The following is a 16,682-nucleotide window of genomic DNA, read 5'->3' as shown; positions in this document are numbered from 1 at the left end:
CAGCTGCCCGCTGCGCTCAGGGATTGCTGATGACGGCTTTGCCACGGATGCCGCCCATTTCCAGCCCCTGGAGGGCTTCGGCGGTCTGATCGAAGGGGAAGACCCGTCCGACGACAGGGCGCAGAGAGCCGTTGTCGATGAGTGCTGTGATGTGACGCAGCTGGTCGCCGCTGGCGCGCATGAACAGGAACTCGTAGCTCACGCCAAGTTTCTTCGCTTGACGGCGGACGCCTGCACTAAGGCCCGCAACGGCCAGCCGCAATAGTGGATTCATGCCTGCTTCCCGTGCAAAGGCCGGGTCCGGAGGTCCGGAGATCCCGATGGCTTTGCCGCCGGGCTTGAGGACGCGCAGGGACTTTTGCAGGTTTTGTCCGCCCAGGCTGTCCAGCACCAGGTCGTAGCCGCTCAGGAGCTGTTCGAAGTCCTGGCTGCGGTAATCGATGACAATGTCGGCACCTAGCTCCCGGACGAAATCCAGGTTTCCGGCACTCGCTGTTGTGGCGACCGTGGCACCGAGGTGCTTCGCGAGCTGGATCGCGATGGACCCGACTCCGCCAGCGCCGGCGTGGATAAGGACCTTCTGTCCTGGCTGCACGTTGCCGAGCTCAACGAGGGCCTGCCACGCGGTCAATGCGACCAAGGGCAGGGAACCTGCCTCCTCCATAGTGATCGAGGCCGGCTTCAGGGCCAGATCGGCCTCGTCGACGGCGATCCGCTCGGCGAACGTACCGATGCGGTCCTGGTGGGGCCGTGCATAGACCTCGTCGCCGGGATTGAAGGCGCGGACCTTCGAGCCGACACGGATGACGGTTCCGGCGACATCGTTGCCAGGGATTAAGGGAAGCTTGTAGGGCAGGACCTGCTTGAACTCGCCTGCGCGGATCTTCGCATCGAGCACGTTCAGGCCTGCGGCCTGCACCTGTACGAGCACGTCACGCTCCCCAACCGTTGGCTCGGGGACATCTGATTCCTGCAGCGGGCCCTTGTACTTGTTGATGACGAAGGCTCTCATATTTGTTGCTCCTATTTCTGTGTGAAGTGCTTGGTTTTCCGTTATCGGCGGAGGAAGACGCGGGCCGCGTCGATGAACGCGGAATGGTGTTGGAAGGCGGCGCCATGACCGGAATCCGGGAAAAGAGTGAGTGCCGCGGTTGGTAGCTGCCCTGTGAGGGCGGTGGCGTTCGCGGGCGGAACCATGAGGTCGCTGTCCCCGTGGAAAATGAGCGCCGGGCCAGCGAACTGCGAACGACCGGCCGGCTGCTGCAGGCCCCATCGGCGCACCGCGGCCAATTGGGCGCGGTAGACCCTCGGGGTGACTGGCCTATCGCGTCCGGTAGTGCGCTCCTTCAACCGGGCGAGATACTCGCCCGCTGCCTTCTTCCCGGCGGGGGTGCGGGTGAAAAACAGCAGCGTCCTTGGATCCTGGAAGGTGATGGCTGCCCGCAAGGCCGTCTTCATGAAGACGCGGGTCATCGCGGTGAGCCCCGGTCCCCCGGCGGGGCCGGAGCCGGCCAGGATGAGCCGGTCGATCAGCTCCGGCATCTCTGCGGCCATCGCCTGGCCGACCATGCCGCCCATTGACAGCCCGAACAGATCGATCCGGTCGTATCCGAGGGCATGGATCACTGCGGCCATGTCCTCAGCCATGTCCTCGATGGAGTCGCGAACCTTACCTGTGGAGTTGCCCACCCCGCGGTAGTCAAGGGCAATCACGCGGCGGTCCTCAGCCAAGCCGTCGAGGAGCCGTGGATCCCAGCTATCCAGATTGGCGGCCAGATGAGTCAGGACAACCAACGGGATGTCTGTCCGGGAGCCAAGTTCACGATAGGCGAATTTTGTCCCTGCCACCGAGATACTCAACGTCGGCGCAGTTCGCTGGCTCGGGGTGCAGAGTAGCTCTGTCATTCCTGGCTCCTAATGGCTTTCCTCGATTTACCGAGTAAACTCAATTATGAGCGCACTCAGTAATGATGTCAAGAGAGGTTGCCATGTGCAGTGAAAGCCGGGCGCCCGGGCGCCGTGAGCGCGGAAAGCAGGACAAACGGGAACGCATCATGCTCGCCGCCAGGGATCTCTTCGCGCTGCATGGCGTGAGACGGGTGACAACGCAGCAGATTGCCGACCAGGCCGACGTCGCCATCGGAACCCTGTACCTGTACGCCGCGACAAAAGCGGAATTGCTGATCATGGTGCAAAACCGGAAGTTCGCCGCGGCGCTCGATGAGGGCGTGGCAGGGGCGGACAAGGCCAAGGACAAAGCGAGGGACGAGGAGGGGGACAACACCGGGACCGTGGATGAACTACTGGCACTGATGCAACCAGTGGTGGCGTGCCTGCGCGAGCACCTCGAGAACGGCCCCACCTATCTGCACGAACTCGTTTTCGGTGATCCCGGAGAGCCTTATCGGCGTGAAGGACTCATGCTGGCCGCTCGTTTGGAGGACGCTGTCTCAAACGTGCTCTCTCGTCGCGATGGAATCAGTTCAAAGGATGCCCGGACGCTAGCCCGGGTGATCTCAGCCATCCTGCACCTGAGCACCACCGCCGCTGTCTATATTGACCGTTCCGTGGAGGAGGTCCTCGCGGACATTAGTGAGCAAACCCGCTCTATCCTGGCTCAGCATCAGCCGGAAAGTACGACGGCGGCACACGGCTTGGGCAGTAGCCGCACCTTCACGTGTTAAGTTGAAAAGTGCGGACCAGACAGGTCCGGCGCACCGGCTGGAAAGAGTACTTCTTGGAATCCCCCGCATTCGCCCCCGCACACGTGAGGATCCTGACTGTCTGCACAGGCAACATCTGCCGCTCCCCTGCGGCGGAGCGGCTGCTGCAGGCGGGACTGGACCAGGTGGTGCCGGGAGGATTCGTTGTGACGAGCGCCGGCACGCGCGCCATGGTGGGCGAGCCCATGCAGCCGCCTTCAGCGGATATGGTCAGGACCTTCGGCGGCAATCCCGAGAACTTCGCCGCTCGGCAGCTGACCAGCAGGATCCTGCGCGGCGTGGACCTGGTCCTCACTATGACCTCCGGCCACCGCGGCGACGTGCTTCAGCTCGACGCCTCCCTTCTGAAACGCACCTTCACCATCCGCGAGTTCGCCCGGATGCTGGATGTCCTGGACGATCGCGCCGCTGCTTCCTCCCCTGCTTCAGCCCCGTTGGCGCAGGAGGAAGCAGACCCGATGGCCGCCCACGTCGACTTCTGGCGGGGGCTACCTGCCCGCGCTGCGTCGGTCCGGCACCTGTCACTGCCGGCTGACCCTTCCGAGAACGACATCATTGACCCGTACCGCCGCGGACCGGAAACCTACCGCCAGATGGAAGACGAACTGGCCCCCGCGATCGTCTCCATCCTGCGCCACGCACGGCTGAACGCCCCCGCCTGAAAGCGTGCCGCCGTCGTCGTCCGGCTGACTGTGGTTTATTGTGCGGGTTTTCTGCGGATTCCCCTGATGTGGGGGCCCCGACGCCGGTGCTAATTTTCCCCAATGGGCACCACGTCCGAGCACGCCAGCACCGCCACTCCGGGCGATTCTGCGCGCCGCCGCCGTCCGCTCCGGACAGTCCTGCTGGTGCTCCTGGCCCTGGTGCTGCTCATTCCGGCGTCGGCAGGAGCCTACCTTTTCAGCCTGGGCCGCATCTTCGATTCAGAGACCACCAAGATCGATAACGCCTTCCCCGACGAATCCACCAGGCCGCAGCCAGCCGCTCTCCAAGGGCCGGGGCCGAACGGGGCAGGAAGCGTGGCCGGCGCGGTTCCGCCCGCCACAACGGGTGACCCGGGCTCACGCCGGCCGATGAACATCCTGGTCATGGGAAGTGACAGCCGCGGCGCTACCCCGCAGGAGGCCGTATCCGGAGCCGGATCCAACCAGCGCGCCGATACCCTCATGCTGGTTCACATCCCCGCCGACCGCTCCAAGATCTACTCCATCTCCCTGATGCGGGACCTGTGGGTAGCGATCCCCGGTCATGGCCAGGCCAAGATCAACGCCGCACTGGCCTACGGCGGCGTGCCCCTCATGGTGCAGACCGTTGAATCCATCTTCGGCCAGCGGATCGACCACGTGGCCATGATCGACTTCGAAGGCTTCGTCGGTATGACGGATGCCCTGGGCGGGGTGGAAGTGGACATCCGGCAGCCGTTCGTGTCCTTCCACGACGAGGTCTCCTTCCCGGCGGGCAAGAACACCCTCGACGGCAAGCACGCCCTGGAGTTCGTCCGCGAGCGCTATGCGTTCGCGGACGGCGACTACCAGCGGGTACGCAACCAACAGGCTTTCGTGCAGGCGCTGCTGGCTAAGAACCTGAGCGCCGACACGCTGCTCAACCCGCTCAAAGTCCACGGAGTTGTCAGCGCCATCGCCCCGTTCATCAGCGTGGACTCCGGCCTGGATGCTGCCGCCCTCGCCGGACTGGCGATAGAACTGAAGGACGTGCGGCGCCAGGACATGGTGATGTTCACGCTCCCCACGCTGGGCACCGGCACCTCCGCCGATGGCCAGTCAATCGTGCTGACTGATCCGCTGGCCATAGGCGCCATCTCCCAGGCCATGGAAACCGACACGCTGCGCGGCTATGTAGCGGCGAACGGCCTCCAGGGCGGAAACTGATGCCATGGAGGCACCGTGAGCACCCCGACCGGCCCAGAACCATCCGGCCGAGAACCATCCGCCCCCGGACCGTCCGGCCCGCCCGGGCCGGATGCGGGCGTTCGACGACGGCGCCTTATCGCTGCTCTCCTGACACTTGTCCTGGTGGTCGGGGTTGCCGTGGCCGCCTTGGTCTTCAACCGTCCGGCGTCCACCTCGACGAGTGCCGCCGCCCAAACCGTCCAGCCTACCGAAACCCCGACTCCGACTCCGTCCGAGACTCCGACGCCGGAGCCGACGCCCGCCCCTCCCCCGCCGCCGGAGCCCATCCCGGAGCTTGCGCCGGGAGACATGAACATCCTGATCATCGGCAGCGACAGCCGCGGTAATGCCCGCGAGCAGGCAGCCCAAACCCTGGCCACGGGCGAGTCCCAGGACCACCGCTCGGACGCCCTCATGGTGGTCCACGTCCCGGCGGACCACCGCACCATACAGGTCGTTTCCATCATGCGGGACCTGTGGGTGAACATCCCCGGGTACGGGGCTTCCAAGATCAACACGGGACTCCAAGTGGGCGGCATACCAATGACGGTGCGGACCGTTGAGTCCTTGATGGGCACGCACATAGATCACACCGTGATGCTGGACTTCGGCGGCTTTAGGGCCCTGACTGACGCGCTTGGCGGCATTGACGTGGATGTCCCCATCCCCTTCCAGGCCAGCTTCGAGACCCACCATGTCTTCAATCAGGGCCTGAATCATCTGGACGGACAGGCGGCGCTCGAGTTTGTCCGCGAACGCTATTCGTTCGTTGACGGCGACTATCAGCGGGTACGCAACCAACAGACGTTCCTCCGCGCCCTGCTTGCGAAGCTGACCAGCGGCGGACACTTGAACGACCCCAATGTTGTCCGTAGCCTGGTGGCTCTGTCCGGGCCATGGCTTACCGTGGACCAGGGCTTCGATGCCATGACAGTGGCAATCCTCGCGTACGGCATGCGCGGTCTGGACTACAATGCCAGCACCTTTGTCACACTACCGACAGCGGGGGTTGGCACCATTGGCGGGGCATCGGTGGTGTTGCCCGACTATGGAAGGATCGCCGGCGTCGCCGCCGCGCTCAGGGAAGGCCGGCTTGCCCAGTACGCTGCCGCCAACGGCCTGTGATAGCTGCAGGCCTGCCGACACCCACGGCGTACTGTCAGCCTTCCCGCCACTGGTGTTCGGTGATGTGCGAGCCGGCCTGCGGACCCATCTGGAGCATGCCGCCGTCGACCGCCCACGACGCCCCGGTGACATAGCTTGAGGCCGGAGATGCCAGGAACGCGATGACGGCGGCGACCTCGCGGGCATCACCGGGCCTGCCCAGCGGAACACCGGGCCGGTCCTTTTCAGTAGGATCCTCGTCCGTCTGCCCCGTCATTGGCGTCGCAATCTCACCCGGCGCCACACTGTTGGCTGTGATGCCGTATTCCGCGAGTTCCAGGGCCATGGTCTTGATGAGCCCGCCGAGACCGTGCTTTGACGCGTCGTAGGCCGACGAGCCGACGCGAGGCTGGAATTCGTGGACGCTTGTGACCGCCACAATGCGGCCGCCCTTGCCTGTTTTGACCATGCTGCGTGCGGCCGCCTGCATGCAGGCAAATGCGCCGTTGAGGTTGGTATCCAGGGTGCCCATCCAGGTTTCGACGTCGAGGTCCAGGAACTTCGTGTTGTCGCCTGTCCCCGCGTTGTTGACGAAGACGTCCACGCCTCCCAGCTCCTCGGCGAGTTCCTCGATGACCTTGGCCGCTCCGGGGACATCGGTGGTGTCCAGTTGCCGCACCACAGCATTCCGGCCCAGGCTGCGCACTTCTTCGGCGGTGTCTTCCGCGCCTTGCCGGTCAGAGTGCCAGGTGATTCCGATGTCCAGCCCGGACTTGGCGAGGGCCACCGCGGTGGCCCTCCCGATGCCCGAATCCGAGCCGGTGACGATTGCTGTGACAGGCGAAAATCCTGTGGTGTCTTGCATGCCGGGAACCTTTCGGGCGTGAACTATCAGGGGTGAAGTATCGGTCAAATATCGTTATGGACTGATTGTCTGGGACTGCAGGTGCCGGTCATCCGGCCTTTGGAAGGTCTTCCTGCGGGGCCAGGGCATCAGCCTTCCGGAGTGGCGGGACGGCGAAAGTCACCACCAGCCGGCCTCCGTCGGTTGACCTGATGGTCAGGCTCCTCGTTCCAGGCGGCACGGTAGGGGTAAAGACCTGCAGGTTCCTGGATCCCACTGTGGCGGAGCCATGCAGGGAATACTCCGTGCCCTGATGGTCCTCAACGGCAATCTCCGGCAATGACTTGCCGTTAGCTGATGCCACCTGGATGTTGATGACGATCCCGGTTGTCCAGACTTCAACGGAAAGCACCGTAAATTCTGCCGCCTGCGTGGCATGCAGCCCGAACGTCGGCGGCAACAGCATGTGCCGCAACGAGCCGCTGGGTATCAGGTCCTGCACAGTCATTTCCTACTCCTTGGGGCGTGCCTGCCCGCGGTTTTACCGCACCGGCTAGGCGTCTTCCCGGCCCGGGTTCTCGAGCCGGAAGAAATTGGACTGCTGGCCGTCGCTACGCTGCTCCTGGTAGATGAAGTTCAGCCCGCGGGCGTCGAAGGTTTCGAACCATTCCTCCCAGCTGACGTGGCGGAGCTTCTTGTCATCGCCGCCAAAGTCGATCCGGAGCACCCCCAGATGGTCATCGTGCTCAGTACCTTCCACAGTTGCCGGGACACCGTTCCGTGCCTCGGCCCATTCCCTGATGACTTCGTGATGAGTGGTGGCCAGGCTCCTCCCCTCACGTTCAGGCTCATCGTCGGTTGAGGTCACTTCCTGCGAATAGTCCAGGGACTTGGACGACTCGGGCCCGCGTCGGATCTTCCCGCCCTCGGGGCCGGCTCCCAGATCTTCAGGGGTATCCGTGGCCTGGTTGCTCTTGTCGTCTGCCATGGTGTCCGTCCTTTCGCAGCGGTTAATTACTAAGGCTACTTATTAAGTAGCCAACGATCCGGTCCTACTGTCAAGTGCCTTTCAGGGGCCGTACAACCCCTGCCGCCGCGACCTGAAACTTGCCCTTGCGCAAGGCGGCCCTCCGCCGTCGGCCGTTATTTTCTTCCCCCCGCGGGTACGCGGCTAGTAGTGTCTTAGTTCTTGGAGGATAGGACTGCGGAAACCTGGCAGCGGGGTGAAATCTCTTGGGAAACGATGGAATGACGCAGGCGGTCCGGGAAGCGGGGGCCGTGGAGCTCATCCTGATCCGCCACGGCGAGAGCCTGGGAAATGTGGCCGCCTCCGAGGCTCAGCTGGCCGGGGTGGAACTGATCGACGTCCCTGCCCGGGACGCCGACGTCATCCTGTCACCCACCGGCCAGGAACAGGCGCTCGCGCTGGGCAGGGCCCTTGCCTCCTTTCCGGCCGAGTCAAGGCCCGACGCGGTGGTCTCCTCGCCGTATGTCCGCGCCCGCCAGACCGCTGAGATCGCCGTTGAAACCTCAGGCTGGCAGCTTGCCGTCCGCACCGACGAACGGCTGCGGGACCGTGAGCTCGGCATCCTTGACATGCTCACATGGCAAGGCGTCCAGCAGCGTTTCCCTGAAGAAGCGGAACGACGGCGCTGGCTGGGCAAGTTCTACTATCGGCCACCGGGGGGTGAATCGTGGGCCGATGTAGCGCTCCGGCTGCGCTCCGTGCTGAGCGAACTGAACAGCCTGGGCATGGGGCACCGCGTGATGCTGGTGTGCCATGATGCCGTGATCCTGCTGTTCCGCTACATCCTGGAAGGCATGACCGAACAGGAGGTGCTGGACGTCGCCGCCGGCACGTCGGTGCTGAACGCCTCCATCACCCGCTATGTCCGCCCTGAAGGCGCGGGGCCCTGGACCCTCGAGAGCTTCAATCAGGCGGACCATCTCAGCGAACAGGGTGTCGAAGTGACTGAGCACGCGGGGGACGCCAGTGTCCGGCCGCGGTGACGGGCCGAATCCTGGTTCCGGCGGTTCGCGGGCAGTGCCCGTTACGCCGTCGCTGCTGCGGAACTGGCCGCTCCCGCCAGCCGGCGAGGACAAGTATTCGCGCGGCACCGTGCTGGTGATCGGCGGAGCCCGCAGCACTCCCGGCGCCGCCCTGCTGGCAGGCACCGCGGCCCTGCGCGCCGGGGCTGGGAAGCTCATGCTGGCTGTGGCCGAATCCGCGGCCGTGCAGGTCGCCGTCGCCCTCCCTGAAGCTGGAGTCACCGGCCTCGCCGAGACCACCGAAGGCTCCGTGAGCGGATCCGGGCTGGAACGGATCTTCGCCGACCTGGACGCGGCCGACGTCGTGCTCATTGGCCCGGGCCTGGACGACATGGGACACGCCGAGGAGCTGCTCCGGGTACTGCTGGCCCGGGCCTCCGGCGGGGCCACCGGCGGGGCTTCAGGCGGGGCCACGATCGTCCTGGACGCCTACGCCCTCGGGTGCCTGCCCAGGATCGAGGACGAGCTGCGCCCCTGGCGCGGCCGGCTGATCCTGACTCCGAACCCCACGGAGGCCGGCATCCTGCTGGGCCGCGAGGTCGATGCCCTGGAGTCCGACGTCGCCGTGATCGCGGACAAGTACCAGGCAGTGGTGAGCTGTCAGGGCTTCATTGCCCGGCCCTCGGGCGATGATGCACCCGAGGACTCCGAACTCTGGGAAATCGGCACGGGTTACGGCGGCCTCGGCACATCAGGCAGCGGCGACATCCTGGCCGGAGCCATCGCCGGGCTCAGCGCCCGTGGAGCCACGGCAGCACAGGCGGCCTGTTGGGGCTCGCACCTGCACGCGGCCGCGGCGGACCGGCTGGCCAGCAGGCTGGGGCCCCTCGGCTTTCTGGCCCGCGAACTCGCGGATGAACTGCCTGCCCTCATGATGGAACTCGACACCTGACCCCCTTCCCAAAAAGCAACGCGGGGTCACTTACGGCCCATGCGGGTGGTCAGGATGGGCCGTAAGTGACTCCGCGTTGGTTGGCCAGGGATGGCGCGCACACATGGGGCAGCCCCCGGCGAATGCCGGGGGCTGCCTTAAGGGAGGAACGGACTCCTACTGCCGATGCGCTGTCTGGCGCTGTGGCGTGCACAGAATGGCTATTCGCCCCAAAGAGGCAGTCAACATTATGTCCGGACCTCCCGGTCCTGTGCTGAAACTAGGCGGCAATCTCGTGATGCGCCTCCTTGGTTTCAATCTCGATCTTGCGCGGCTTGGCCTGCTCGGCGACTGGAATCCGCAGTGTCAGGACACCGCCGTCGTACGTTGCTTTGACCTTATCGGTATCCAGGCTGTCTCCGAGGATCACCTGGCGGCTAAAAACGCCGTATGGGCGCTCGGAAATGATCAGCTCAGTGTCCTTGCCTGCCGGTTCAGGCCGCTCGGCCCGTACCGTCAAGACATCCCGTTCCACATTCAGATCCACTGAATCCGCTGCGACGCCTGGCAGATCAAAGGCGACTACGAATTCCTGGTCCTCCCGCCACGCGTCCATGGGCATCGCTGCCGGACGCGCTGCCGTGCCGAGGACTTGCTGGGCCAGCCTGTCCAGCTCGCGGAACGGATCGGTTCGCATCAACATGGCTTCCCTCCTCGTAAGAGACGGTCCAACACATTTCCTTCTCAGCCGATCTATGTTGGCTGATATAGATTTTCTAGCACCGACGGAGGTGTCACGCAAGGGGTTTGGCGGGCCGAATTGGATGGTTTTTTGATCCGGTCTTTTCAGATACTAAGCCTGCTTAGCATAATTATTGTGTCGGCACAGTGGGAAAGCGAGCGGGCTCTGGGCGCCGCGGATCCCCGGCTGGCGCACATCGGAATCAGCCAAATTCAAGGAAGCAAGGCGGCACCGAGGGCGCCGCCTCGATGGTTGGGAGAAGTGAAATGTCCACCACGGCACGTGACATCATGACCGGCAGCGTCGAATGCATCGGCGAGAACGAAACGCTGGAGCAGGCCGCCCGGAAAATGAAAGACCTCGACGTCGGCTCTCTGCCGATCTGCGGAGAAGACAACAGGCTGAAAGGGATGATTACGGACCGCGACATCGTGGTGAAGTGCCTTGCTACGGGCGGCGACCCCCGCACGGCCACTGCCGGCCAGTTCGCAGAGGGCAAGCCCGTGACCATCGGCGCCGACGACACCATCGAAGAAGCCATCCGCACCATGCAGGACCACCAAGTACGCCGGCTTCCGGTGATCGATGGCCATGACCTGGTGGGCGTGGTCAGCCAGGCCGACATCGCCCGCAACTACCCCGAAGACCGTGTGGGTGAACTGGTGGAGTTTATTTCGTACTGACGTCCTTGAACCGTGGCACAGTGTCCTCGGCCCAGCGGAAAGCCGGCCCCGCCCAGCGGCGGGGCCGGCTTTGTGGCTTCAGCTCCTGGTGGGGTCAGGTCGCAGGGGCGTCGGACCTGGGTCGGGAACCGGCAGGGGCCCTGGGGGTTCAGGTGTGGGCACCGGGCTGGGTCTGGCCGGGCCCGGATGTCCGGGCGACGTGGGATCAGGAGACATGGGGTCCGGTCCGGGCTCGGGCGGAAACGGCTCGGGTTCGTGCACTGGCGGAATGGTCATTGAATTTACCTCTCACGCTGGGCGGATGTTCTCTCGCGTGATCAGGATACGCCTACCGGCATGTCCCAACTAGGCTGCGGCTTGGCATGCTTCCTCACCTTTCGCAGCCTCCCCCAGCGTTGGGACCTGAGGAAGGGTCCCGGGAAAAGCCGCAGGATGTGAGAGAGGGTTTGGGGTGGGCTACCCCGGTAGCGAACGCGGCTCCCTTTGTCGGCGGGGCTCTATATATTGAAGGCATGACCCAGACTCCGCTGCAGGATTCCGCCAGCAACTCCGCCACGACTGCTTCAGCCCGGCCGCCGGTAGCCAAGAAGGTCCCGACGGAGCGCACGCATCACGGCGACACTTTCGTGGACAACTACGAGTGGCTGCGGGAGAAGGATTCCCCGGAAGTGGTGGAGCACCTCAAGGCCGAGAACGCCTACCAGGAAGCAGTCACGGCACACCAGGAACCGCTGCGCGAGGCCATATTCCAGGAAATCAAGGGCCGGACCCAGGAGACAGACCTGTCCGTTCCGAACCGCAAGGACGACTGGTGGTACTTCAGCCGCTCGGTGGAAGGCAAGGAGTACGGCATCCAGTGCCGCGTCAAGGCCTCAAGCACCGGCGATCCGGTGGCCGACTGGACTCCCCCGGCGGTGGAGGCCGGCGTCGAAATTCCGGGCGAGGAAGTCCTGCTGGACGGCAACATCGAGGCCGAGGGTAAGCCCTTCTTCTCCATCGGGGGCTCAGCAGTCACTGTGGACGGGAATCTGTACGCGTACGCCGTGGACAACTCCGGCGACGAACGCTTCACCCTCCACATCAAGGACCTCAGGACCGGCGAACCGTTGCCGGATGTCATTGAGAACATCTTCTACGGCATCTCCTTCTCGCCCGACGGCAGCCGGATCTTCTACACGGTGGTGGATGATTCCTGGCGGCCGTACCAGGTCAAGTCCCATGTCCTGGGCACTCCGGTCACCGACGATGAGGTGATTTACCAGGAGGACGACGCCGCCATGTGGCTGGGTTTCGAGCTCTCCGCGGACAGGCGTTACCTCGTGCTGGGCATCGGCTGCTCCGAATACAGCGAAACCCGCCTGCTGCGCTTCGATGATCCCACCGCCGCCCTGACTACGGTCATTTCACGAAATGAACGCGTCCTGTATGAAGCGGAGCCCTTCCTGCTGGCCGGCCCCGACGGCGAAAAATCCGAGCGGATCCTCCTGACGCACAACCGGGGCGCCATCAACTCCATGGTCTCCCTGGCGGACCCCGCCCAGCTCAGCAAGCCGCTGGCGGAGCAGCACTGGGACACCGTCGTCGAGCATTCCGACGACGTCCGGGTCAACGGCGCCGGTGTCACGTCCACGCACCTCATCGTGTCCGTCCGTAAGGACACCATCGAGCGGGTGCAGGTGCTTGGCCTCGAGGGCCTGGGCACCTCCGGGCAGCAGGCCCCCGTCGAGCCGGCTTTCGACGAGGAGCTCTATACCGCCGGGGTGGGCGGCTCAGACTTCGAGGCTCCCGTGATCAGGCTCGGCTACACTTCCTACTTCACGCCGTCGCGCGTGTACGACTTTGTGCTGCCCACGCCGGAAAAGCCCGCCGGGGAACTGCTGCTTCGCAAGGAGAGCCCGGTACTGGGCGGCTACTCGGCGGACGATTACGTGGCAACCCGGGAGTGGGCCGACGCCGCGGACGGCACCAGGATCCCGCTGTCGGTGCTGCGGCACAAGGCCGTCAAGCAGGATTCGACGGCGGCCGGGCTGGTTTACGGCTACGGCTCCTACGAGCTGAGCATGGATCCAGGATTTGGAATTGCGCGGCTGTCGCTGCTGGACCGGGGCGTAGTATTCGTGATCGCCCACATCCGCGGCGGCGGTGAGCTCGGCAGGCACTGGTACGAGGACGGCAAGAAGCTAGCCAAGCACAACACTTTCACCGACTTCATAGCCGCCACCGACTGGCTGGCGGACTCGGGATGGGTGGACCCGTCCCGGATTGCGGCGCTGGGCGGCTCCGCCGGCGGGCTCCTCATGGGCGCCGTGGCGAATCTCGCCCCGGAAAAGTACGCCGCAGTCGTGGCCCAGGTACCGTTCGTGGACCCCCTCACCAGCATCCTGGACCCTGACCTGCCGCTCTCCGCCCTGGAATGGGAGGAGTGGGGCAACCCCATCACGGATCCCCAGGTGTACGCCTACATGAAGTCATATTCGCCCTACGAAAACGTGCAGGAGGTGGCCTACCCGAAGATCGCCGCTGTCACGTCGTTCAACGACACCCGGGTCCTGTATGTAGAGCCTGCCAAATGGGTCCAGGAGCTGCGTAACAAGACCACCGGGGACCAGCCAGTCGTCATGAAGATCGAGATGGAAGGCGGCCACGGCGGCGCCTCCGGACGGTATGTGCAGTGGCGCGAGCGTGCCTGGGACTACGCATTCATCGCAGATTCGCTGGGCGCGAGGGAGCTGCTTCCCGGAGCCGGACTGAAGTAGGGCGCGGAAGCTTCCTTGCTCTGAGCCTCGCGCTAGCCTTCCTCGCTGCCGAGCTCAGGGTGCTCAGTCAGCAACTCGGATAGCGTCTCAAGGTTGGCGCGGACAGTACGGGCCTGGGCGCTCTCCACGAAACGGTCAGCGAGCTTTCCGAACACCCCGCCCAGCCCGGATGCAGCATCGATCCTGAAGGTCAGGCGCGTACCGTCGCCTTCGGGTTCCAGGGTGTTGGTAACCGTGAAGTCCAGCTGTCCCTCCACGGACTTTGACGTGAAGCGACGGGGAGGATCGAATTCTGTCACCTCGGTGGTCCAGTCGAATTTCCGTCCGACTACCTTGCTGGTGCCCTGGGCGCGCGTGCCCAGTCCGACGGGATCGTCCCCGACCGTTTCGACATGCAGAGCAGAGGAATCCCAGACGGGGATGTTCTCGCTCTTTGCCAGGAAATTGAAGACCTCCTGTGGAGGACGGGCAATGAAAATACTCTCTTCTACCGTGGGCATCGGGTTCTCCTTAGAAACGCCCGGCGCCGGAGCGGCTCTGCCGGTACCTGGGCACAGCGCCAGTTTGGCCCCGGCGCCGCGGGCCGTCAACGGTCTCCGGAGCCTTCAGGCAGAGCGACTGTCTGGCCGTGACAGCGGTGGGCTACAGGGCTCCCGGTTTGGCGGTATACGAGTTGATGGGGCGCCCGGTGGTCCCGTAGGCAAGATCGAGGTCTATCAGTCCCTTGCGTTCAAGGGCTCCCAGGTAGCGCTGCGCCGTCGGGCGGCTCACTCCCAGCTTCTCGGCGATGTCCGCCGCGCCCACCGGTTTTGGCGACGACCGCACAGCGTCAAAAACCTTCTGCATGGTGGGCTGCAGCCGGGGTGTCGGGCCGGCTGGTGGTTGGACGACGGCACGCCGCAGGTTGTAAAGGCTGTCAACGGTGGCCTGGTCACCGCGGGCAGATGACGCCAGTTCGTCCCGCCAGCGTCGGTAGGCCTCAAGCTGGATGCGCAACTGGTCGAAACTGAAGGGCTTGACCAGGTAGTAGACGGCTCCGCTGCTCATCGCCGAGCGGACGGTGGCAAGGTCCCGCGCAGCGGTAATGATGATGCAATCAACCTGGCTGCCCGCAGCCTGCAGGGAACGCAGGAGTGAAATCCCGTCCTCGTCCGGAAGATGGACGTCCAACAGGAGCAATTCCGGGGCCAGACGGTCGATGGCCTCACGTGCGGCAGCGGCGGTGTACACCTCACCGACGCATTCGAAACCATCAACCCTGCCCAACCGCGCGGCGTGGATGGCGGCCACCCGGAAATCATCATCGACTACCAGGGTTCTGATCATGAAGCGTCCTCATCGTTCAGGTAAATAGCGTGCGGGTCGGCCGGGAGCCAGACTTCGAAATGTCCGCCGGGGCCGGGAAAAATATCCAGGGTTCCCTCCGCTCGCCGGACAATCCGGCTCACGAGCGCCAGTCCAATCCCCCGCCTCATGCCGGGCAGTGCTTCCTTGGTGGAATAGCCATCAACCAGGACTTTTTCGATGCTGTGGGAAGGAACGCCCGGTCCGTTGTCGCGCACGGCGATGAAGACACCGTCCGCATCATCGAACTGGATCGTCACCACCCGCGGACCGGGAGTGTTCGACAGCGCGTCGACGGCGTTGTCCAGGAGGTTGCCAACGATGGTCAGCAGGGACTGGGAGCTGGCCGAGGTCTGGTCCAGGCGCGAGTCCTCCGTCACCGTGATCAGCACGTCCTGTTCGGCGGCAACAGTGATCTTGGCCAGCAGCAGGGCGGCAAGTTCCGGAGGTTCAACCCGGCCGCGGAGTCCCTCACCAAGGGAGCGCGACGTGTCGGAAATCCTGGAGACAAAGCTCCGCGCCTGGTTCACGTCACCCATCTCCAGGAGTCCGTCCACGACATGAAGCCGGTTGGCATACTCGTGTTCCTGCGCCCTCAACGCTTCCGTCAGGCCCCGGAGGGAGCTCAGATCCCGCACCAGCGCCTCAACCTCAGTGCGGTCCCGCATGGTCACCACGGCGCCGATGCTTCTGCCGGCGAGGTTGACGGGCATACGGTTGACCACCAGGAGCGCGTCGTCGGTAATGACCACCTCATCGGCGCCGTCAACATGACCGGTGAGGAGATCCCTGAGCCGTCCGGCGGGAAGGAGGTCCTCCAGGGGCTCACCTAGGACGCTGCGTCCTTCAAGGCGAAGCAGGCGGCGTGCCTCCTCATTGATCACTGTCACGCGTCCGTCGTCATCGACGCCGACCATTGCTTCGCGGATGCCGTGCAGCAGGGCTTCGCGTTCCTGCAGCAAGGAGGCGATTTCGGCCGGTTCGAGATCGAAAGTCACCCTCTTGATGCGGCGGCCCAGCACGAGTGACCCGGAGGCGCTGATGAGCAGCACCACCAGCGAATATCCTGCGATGACCCAAATCTGCTGCGCCACCTCCGTGTACTCGACGGTTTCCAGGATGCCTACCGACACCTGGCCGATCACGGTGCCATCTGCCGCGCGGATCGGCGCTTTGGCGTTTACGGATGCCCCCAGGCTGCCTTGGTCGGTTCCTACGTGGTTCTGGCCGTCCAGCACTGCCACCGGCTCTTCCAGGGTCCGTCCGATCAGCTCGGGGTTCGGGTGGGAGTAGCGGATACCGTTCCTGTCGGCAACCACCACGTAATCGGGCCGGGCCTCGGTCTGGACACGCATGGCTAGGGCCTGGATCGAGTGTCCGGGGTCCCCTGATTCCAGGGCTTGAACCACCTCAGGCATCTGGGCAACTGTGACGGCAATCCCCAGCGCTCGCAACTGGTACTGACGGTCCAGTGTCTGGTTACTGATCAGAGTGAAGAGGATAGCGCCCGTGGTCACCGTGAGCACCAGGATCGACAGGATCCAGACCAGTATCTGCGCGGTCAGGGTCCGGGTCCGCCTCCGGGCAGAGAGCAGGTCCCCGATCCGGGGCAATCTCACAGAACGCGGCCGGGATGGCCGAGGTGAAGGGCATCCG

At 64.5% G+C, this 16,682-nt stretch carries 17 protein-coding genes; 8 read left to right on the top strand and 9 right to left on the bottom strand.

What is annotated here, in order from left to right; genetic code table 11:
• Positions 1 to 16 precede the first annotated feature (16 nt).
• Positions 17 to 1,012: an NADP-dependent oxidoreductase gene (locus tag QFZ40_RS03205; RefSeq protein WP_306902806.1), complete on the bottom strand. Its 996-nt coding sequence runs from the start codon at positions 1,010 to 1,012 to the stop codon at positions 17 to 19.
• A 41-nt stretch (positions 1,013 to 1,053) separates the two neighbouring features.
• Positions 1,054 to 1,905, bottom strand: a complete 852-nt coding sequence (locus QFZ40_RS03200) for an alpha/beta fold hydrolase (protein ID WP_306902805.1) — start codon at positions 1,903 to 1,905, stop codon at positions 1,054 to 1,056.
• An 83-nt stretch (positions 1,906 to 1,988) separates the two neighbouring features.
• Between QFZ40_RS03200 and QFZ40_RS03195 the strand changes: the two genes are divergently transcribed.
• From QFZ40_RS03195 to QFZ40_RS03180, 4 genes are all read left to right on the top strand, one after another.
• Positions 1,989 to 2,684 (top strand): TetR/AcrR family transcriptional regulator, encoded by a 696-nt coding sequence (locus tag QFZ40_RS03195; protein WP_306902804.1) that lies wholly within the window; start codon positions 1,989 to 1,991, stop codon positions 2,682 to 2,684.
• Between the two features lie 53 nt (positions 2,685 to 2,737).
• Complete coding sequence (locus QFZ40_RS03190) at positions 2,738 to 3,385, top strand: arsenate reductase/protein-tyrosine-phosphatase family protein (RefSeq protein WP_306902803.1); 648 nt, start codon at positions 2,738 to 2,740, stop codon at positions 3,383 to 3,385.
• Between the two features lie 102 nt (positions 3,386 to 3,487).
• Positions 3,488 to 4,612, top strand: a complete 1,125-nt coding sequence (locus QFZ40_RS03185) for an LCP family protein (protein WP_306902802.1) — start codon at positions 3,488 to 3,490, stop codon at positions 4,610 to 4,612.
• Between the two features lie 15 nt (positions 4,613 to 4,627).
• The gene (locus tag QFZ40_RS03180) at positions 4,628 to 5,758 is read left to right on the top strand and encodes an LCP family protein (protein WP_306902801.1); all 1,131 of its coding nucleotides are present in this window, start codon (positions 4,628 to 4,630) and stop codon (positions 5,756 to 5,758) included.
• A 34-nt stretch (positions 5,759 to 5,792) separates the two neighbouring features.
• On the opposite strand, the gene QFZ40_RS03175 is transcribed toward QFZ40_RS03180, so the two are convergent.
• From QFZ40_RS03175 to QFZ40_RS03165, 3 genes are all read right to left on the bottom strand, one after another.
• Positions 5,793 to 6,602 (bottom strand): SDR family oxidoreductase, encoded by an 810-nt coding sequence (locus QFZ40_RS03175; protein WP_306902800.1) that lies wholly within the window; start codon positions 6,600 to 6,602, stop codon positions 5,793 to 5,795.
• Positions 6,603 to 6,690: 88 nt separating this feature from the next.
• Positions 6,691 to 7,089 carry a hypothetical protein gene (locus QFZ40_RS03170; protein ID WP_306902799.1) on the bottom strand — a complete coding sequence of 133 codons (399 nt, stop codon included), beginning with the start codon at positions 7,087 to 7,089 and terminating at the stop codon, positions 6,691 to 6,693.
• Between the two features lie 45 nt (positions 7,090 to 7,134).
• On the bottom strand, positions 7,135 to 7,569 hold the full coding sequence (locus QFZ40_RS03165; RefSeq protein WP_306902798.1) for a hypothetical protein: 435 nt from the start codon (positions 7,567 to 7,569) through the stop codon (positions 7,135 to 7,137).
• Between the two features lie 260 nt (positions 7,570 to 7,829).
• Here QFZ40_RS03165 and QFZ40_RS03160 point away from each other — a divergent pair, with 260 nt between their 5' ends.
• Both QFZ40_RS03160 and QFZ40_RS03155 read left to right on the top strand, forming a co-directional pair.
• On the top strand, positions 7,830 to 8,591 hold the full coding sequence (locus tag QFZ40_RS03160; protein WP_306902797.1) for a histidine phosphatase family protein: 762 nt from the start codon (positions 7,830 to 7,832) through the stop codon (positions 8,589 to 8,591).
• Positions 8,575 to 9,522 carry an NAD(P)H-hydrate dehydratase gene (locus QFZ40_RS03155; RefSeq protein WP_306902796.1) on the top strand — a complete coding sequence of 316 codons (948 nt, stop codon included), beginning with the start codon at positions 8,575 to 8,577 and terminating at the stop codon, positions 9,520 to 9,522. Before QFZ40_RS03160 ends, QFZ40_RS03155 begins: the two co-directional genes overlap by 17 nt.
• A gap of 259 nt (positions 9,523 to 9,781) precedes the next feature.
• Here QFZ40_RS03155 and QFZ40_RS03150 read toward each other — a convergent pair whose 3' ends face one another.
• Positions 9,782 to 10,204, bottom strand: a complete 423-nt coding sequence (locus tag QFZ40_RS03150) for an Hsp20/alpha crystallin family protein (protein ID WP_306902795.1) — start codon at positions 10,202 to 10,204, stop codon at positions 9,782 to 9,784.
• Between the two features lie 305 nt (positions 10,205 to 10,509).
• Between QFZ40_RS03150 and QFZ40_RS03145 the strand changes: the two genes are divergently transcribed.
• On the top strand, positions 10,510 to 10,926 hold the full coding sequence (locus QFZ40_RS03145) for a CBS domain-containing protein (protein ID WP_306902794.1): 417 nt from the start codon (positions 10,510 to 10,512) through the stop codon (positions 10,924 to 10,926).
• Positions 10,927 to 11,438: 512 nt separating this feature from the next.
• On the top strand, positions 11,439 to 13,682 hold the full coding sequence (locus tag QFZ40_RS03140; RefSeq protein ID WP_306902793.1) for a S9 family peptidase: 2,244 nt from the start codon (positions 11,439 to 11,441) through the stop codon (positions 13,680 to 13,682).
• Positions 13,683 to 13,714: 32 nt separating this feature from the next.
• Here the strand turns inward: QFZ40_RS03140 and QFZ40_RS03135 are convergent, their stop codons facing one another.
• The 3 genes from QFZ40_RS03135 to QFZ40_RS03125 all read right to left on the bottom strand — a co-directional run bounded on the left by QFZ40_RS03135 (position 13,715) and on the right by QFZ40_RS03125 (position 16,645).
• Entirely contained in the window at positions 13,715 to 14,182 is a 468-nt protein-coding gene (locus QFZ40_RS03135; protein WP_306902792.1) for an SRPBCC family protein, read from the bottom strand.
• A gap of 142 nt (positions 14,183 to 14,324) precedes the next feature.
• Positions 14,325 to 15,008 carry a response regulator transcription factor gene (locus tag QFZ40_RS03130; RefSeq protein WP_306902791.1) on the bottom strand — a complete coding sequence of 228 codons (684 nt, stop codon included), beginning with the start codon at positions 15,006 to 15,008 and terminating at the stop codon, positions 14,325 to 14,327.
• The gene (locus tag QFZ40_RS03125) at positions 15,005 to 16,645 is read right to left on the bottom strand and encodes an ATP-binding protein (RefSeq protein WP_306902790.1); all 1,641 of its coding nucleotides are present in this window, start codon (positions 16,643 to 16,645) and stop codon (positions 15,005 to 15,007) included. The genes QFZ40_RS03130 and QFZ40_RS03125 overlap by 4 nt, the downstream gene beginning before the upstream one ends.
• Positions 16,646 to 16,682: the final 37 nt, after the last annotated feature.

The organism is Arthrobacter pascens, assembly GCF_030816475.1.
Lineage (GTDB): Bacteria > Actinomycetota > Actinomycetes > Actinomycetales > Micrococcaceae > Arthrobacter > Arthrobacter pascens_B.
The sequence above is the reverse complement of the archived record's forward strand: the minus strand, read 5'-3'. Positions and strand labels throughout refer to the sequence as shown.

Bases quoted from the DNA above. Each gene is read 5' to 3' on its own strand.
- QFZ40_RS03205 (WP_306902806.1), bottom strand. From the start codon at position 1,012: ATGAGAGCCTTCGTCATCAACAAGTACAAGGGCCCGCTGCAGGAATCA.
- QFZ40_RS03130 (WP_306902791.1), bottom strand. From the start codon at position 15,008: ATGATCAGAACCCTGGTAGTCGATGATGATTTCCGGGTGGCCGCCATC.
- QFZ40_RS03170 (WP_306902799.1), bottom strand. From the start codon at position 7,089: ATGACTGTGCAGGACCTGATACCCAGCGGCTCGTTGCGGCACATGCTG.
- QFZ40_RS03175 (WP_306902800.1), bottom strand. From the start codon at position 6,602: ATGCAAGACACCACAGGATTTTCGCCTGTCACAGCAATCGTCACCGGC.
- QFZ40_RS03185 (WP_306902802.1), top strand. From the start codon at position 3,488: ATGGGCACCACGTCCGAGCACGCCAGCACCGCCACTCCGGGCGATTCT.
- QFZ40_RS03200 (WP_306902805.1), bottom strand. From the start codon at position 1,905: ATGACAGAGCTACTCTGCACCCCGAGCCAGCGAACTGCGCCGACGTTG.
- QFZ40_RS03140 (WP_306902793.1), top strand. From the start codon at position 11,439: ATGACCCAGACTCCGCTGCAGGATTCCGCCAGCAACTCCGCCACGACT.
- QFZ40_RS03150 (WP_306902795.1), bottom strand. From the start codon at position 10,204: ATGTTGATGCGAACCGATCCGTTCCGCGAGCTGGACAGGCTGGCCCAG.
- QFZ40_RS03145 (WP_306902794.1), top strand. From the start codon at position 10,510: ATGTCCACCACGGCACGTGACATCATGACCGGCAGCGTCGAATGCATC.
- QFZ40_RS03160 (WP_306902797.1), top strand. From the start codon at position 7,830: ATGACGCAGGCGGTCCGGGAAGCGGGGGCCGTGGAGCTCATCCTGATC.
- QFZ40_RS03135 (WP_306902792.1), bottom strand. From the start codon at position 14,182: ATGCCCACGGTAGAAGAGAGTATTTTCATTGCCCGTCCTCCACAGGAG.
- QFZ40_RS03165 (WP_306902798.1), bottom strand. From the start codon at position 7,569: ATGGCAGACGACAAGAGCAACCAGGCCACGGATACCCCTGAAGATCTG.
- QFZ40_RS03195 (WP_306902804.1), top strand. From the start codon at position 1,989: ATGTGCAGTGAAAGCCGGGCGCCCGGGCGCCGTGAGCGCGGAAAGCAG.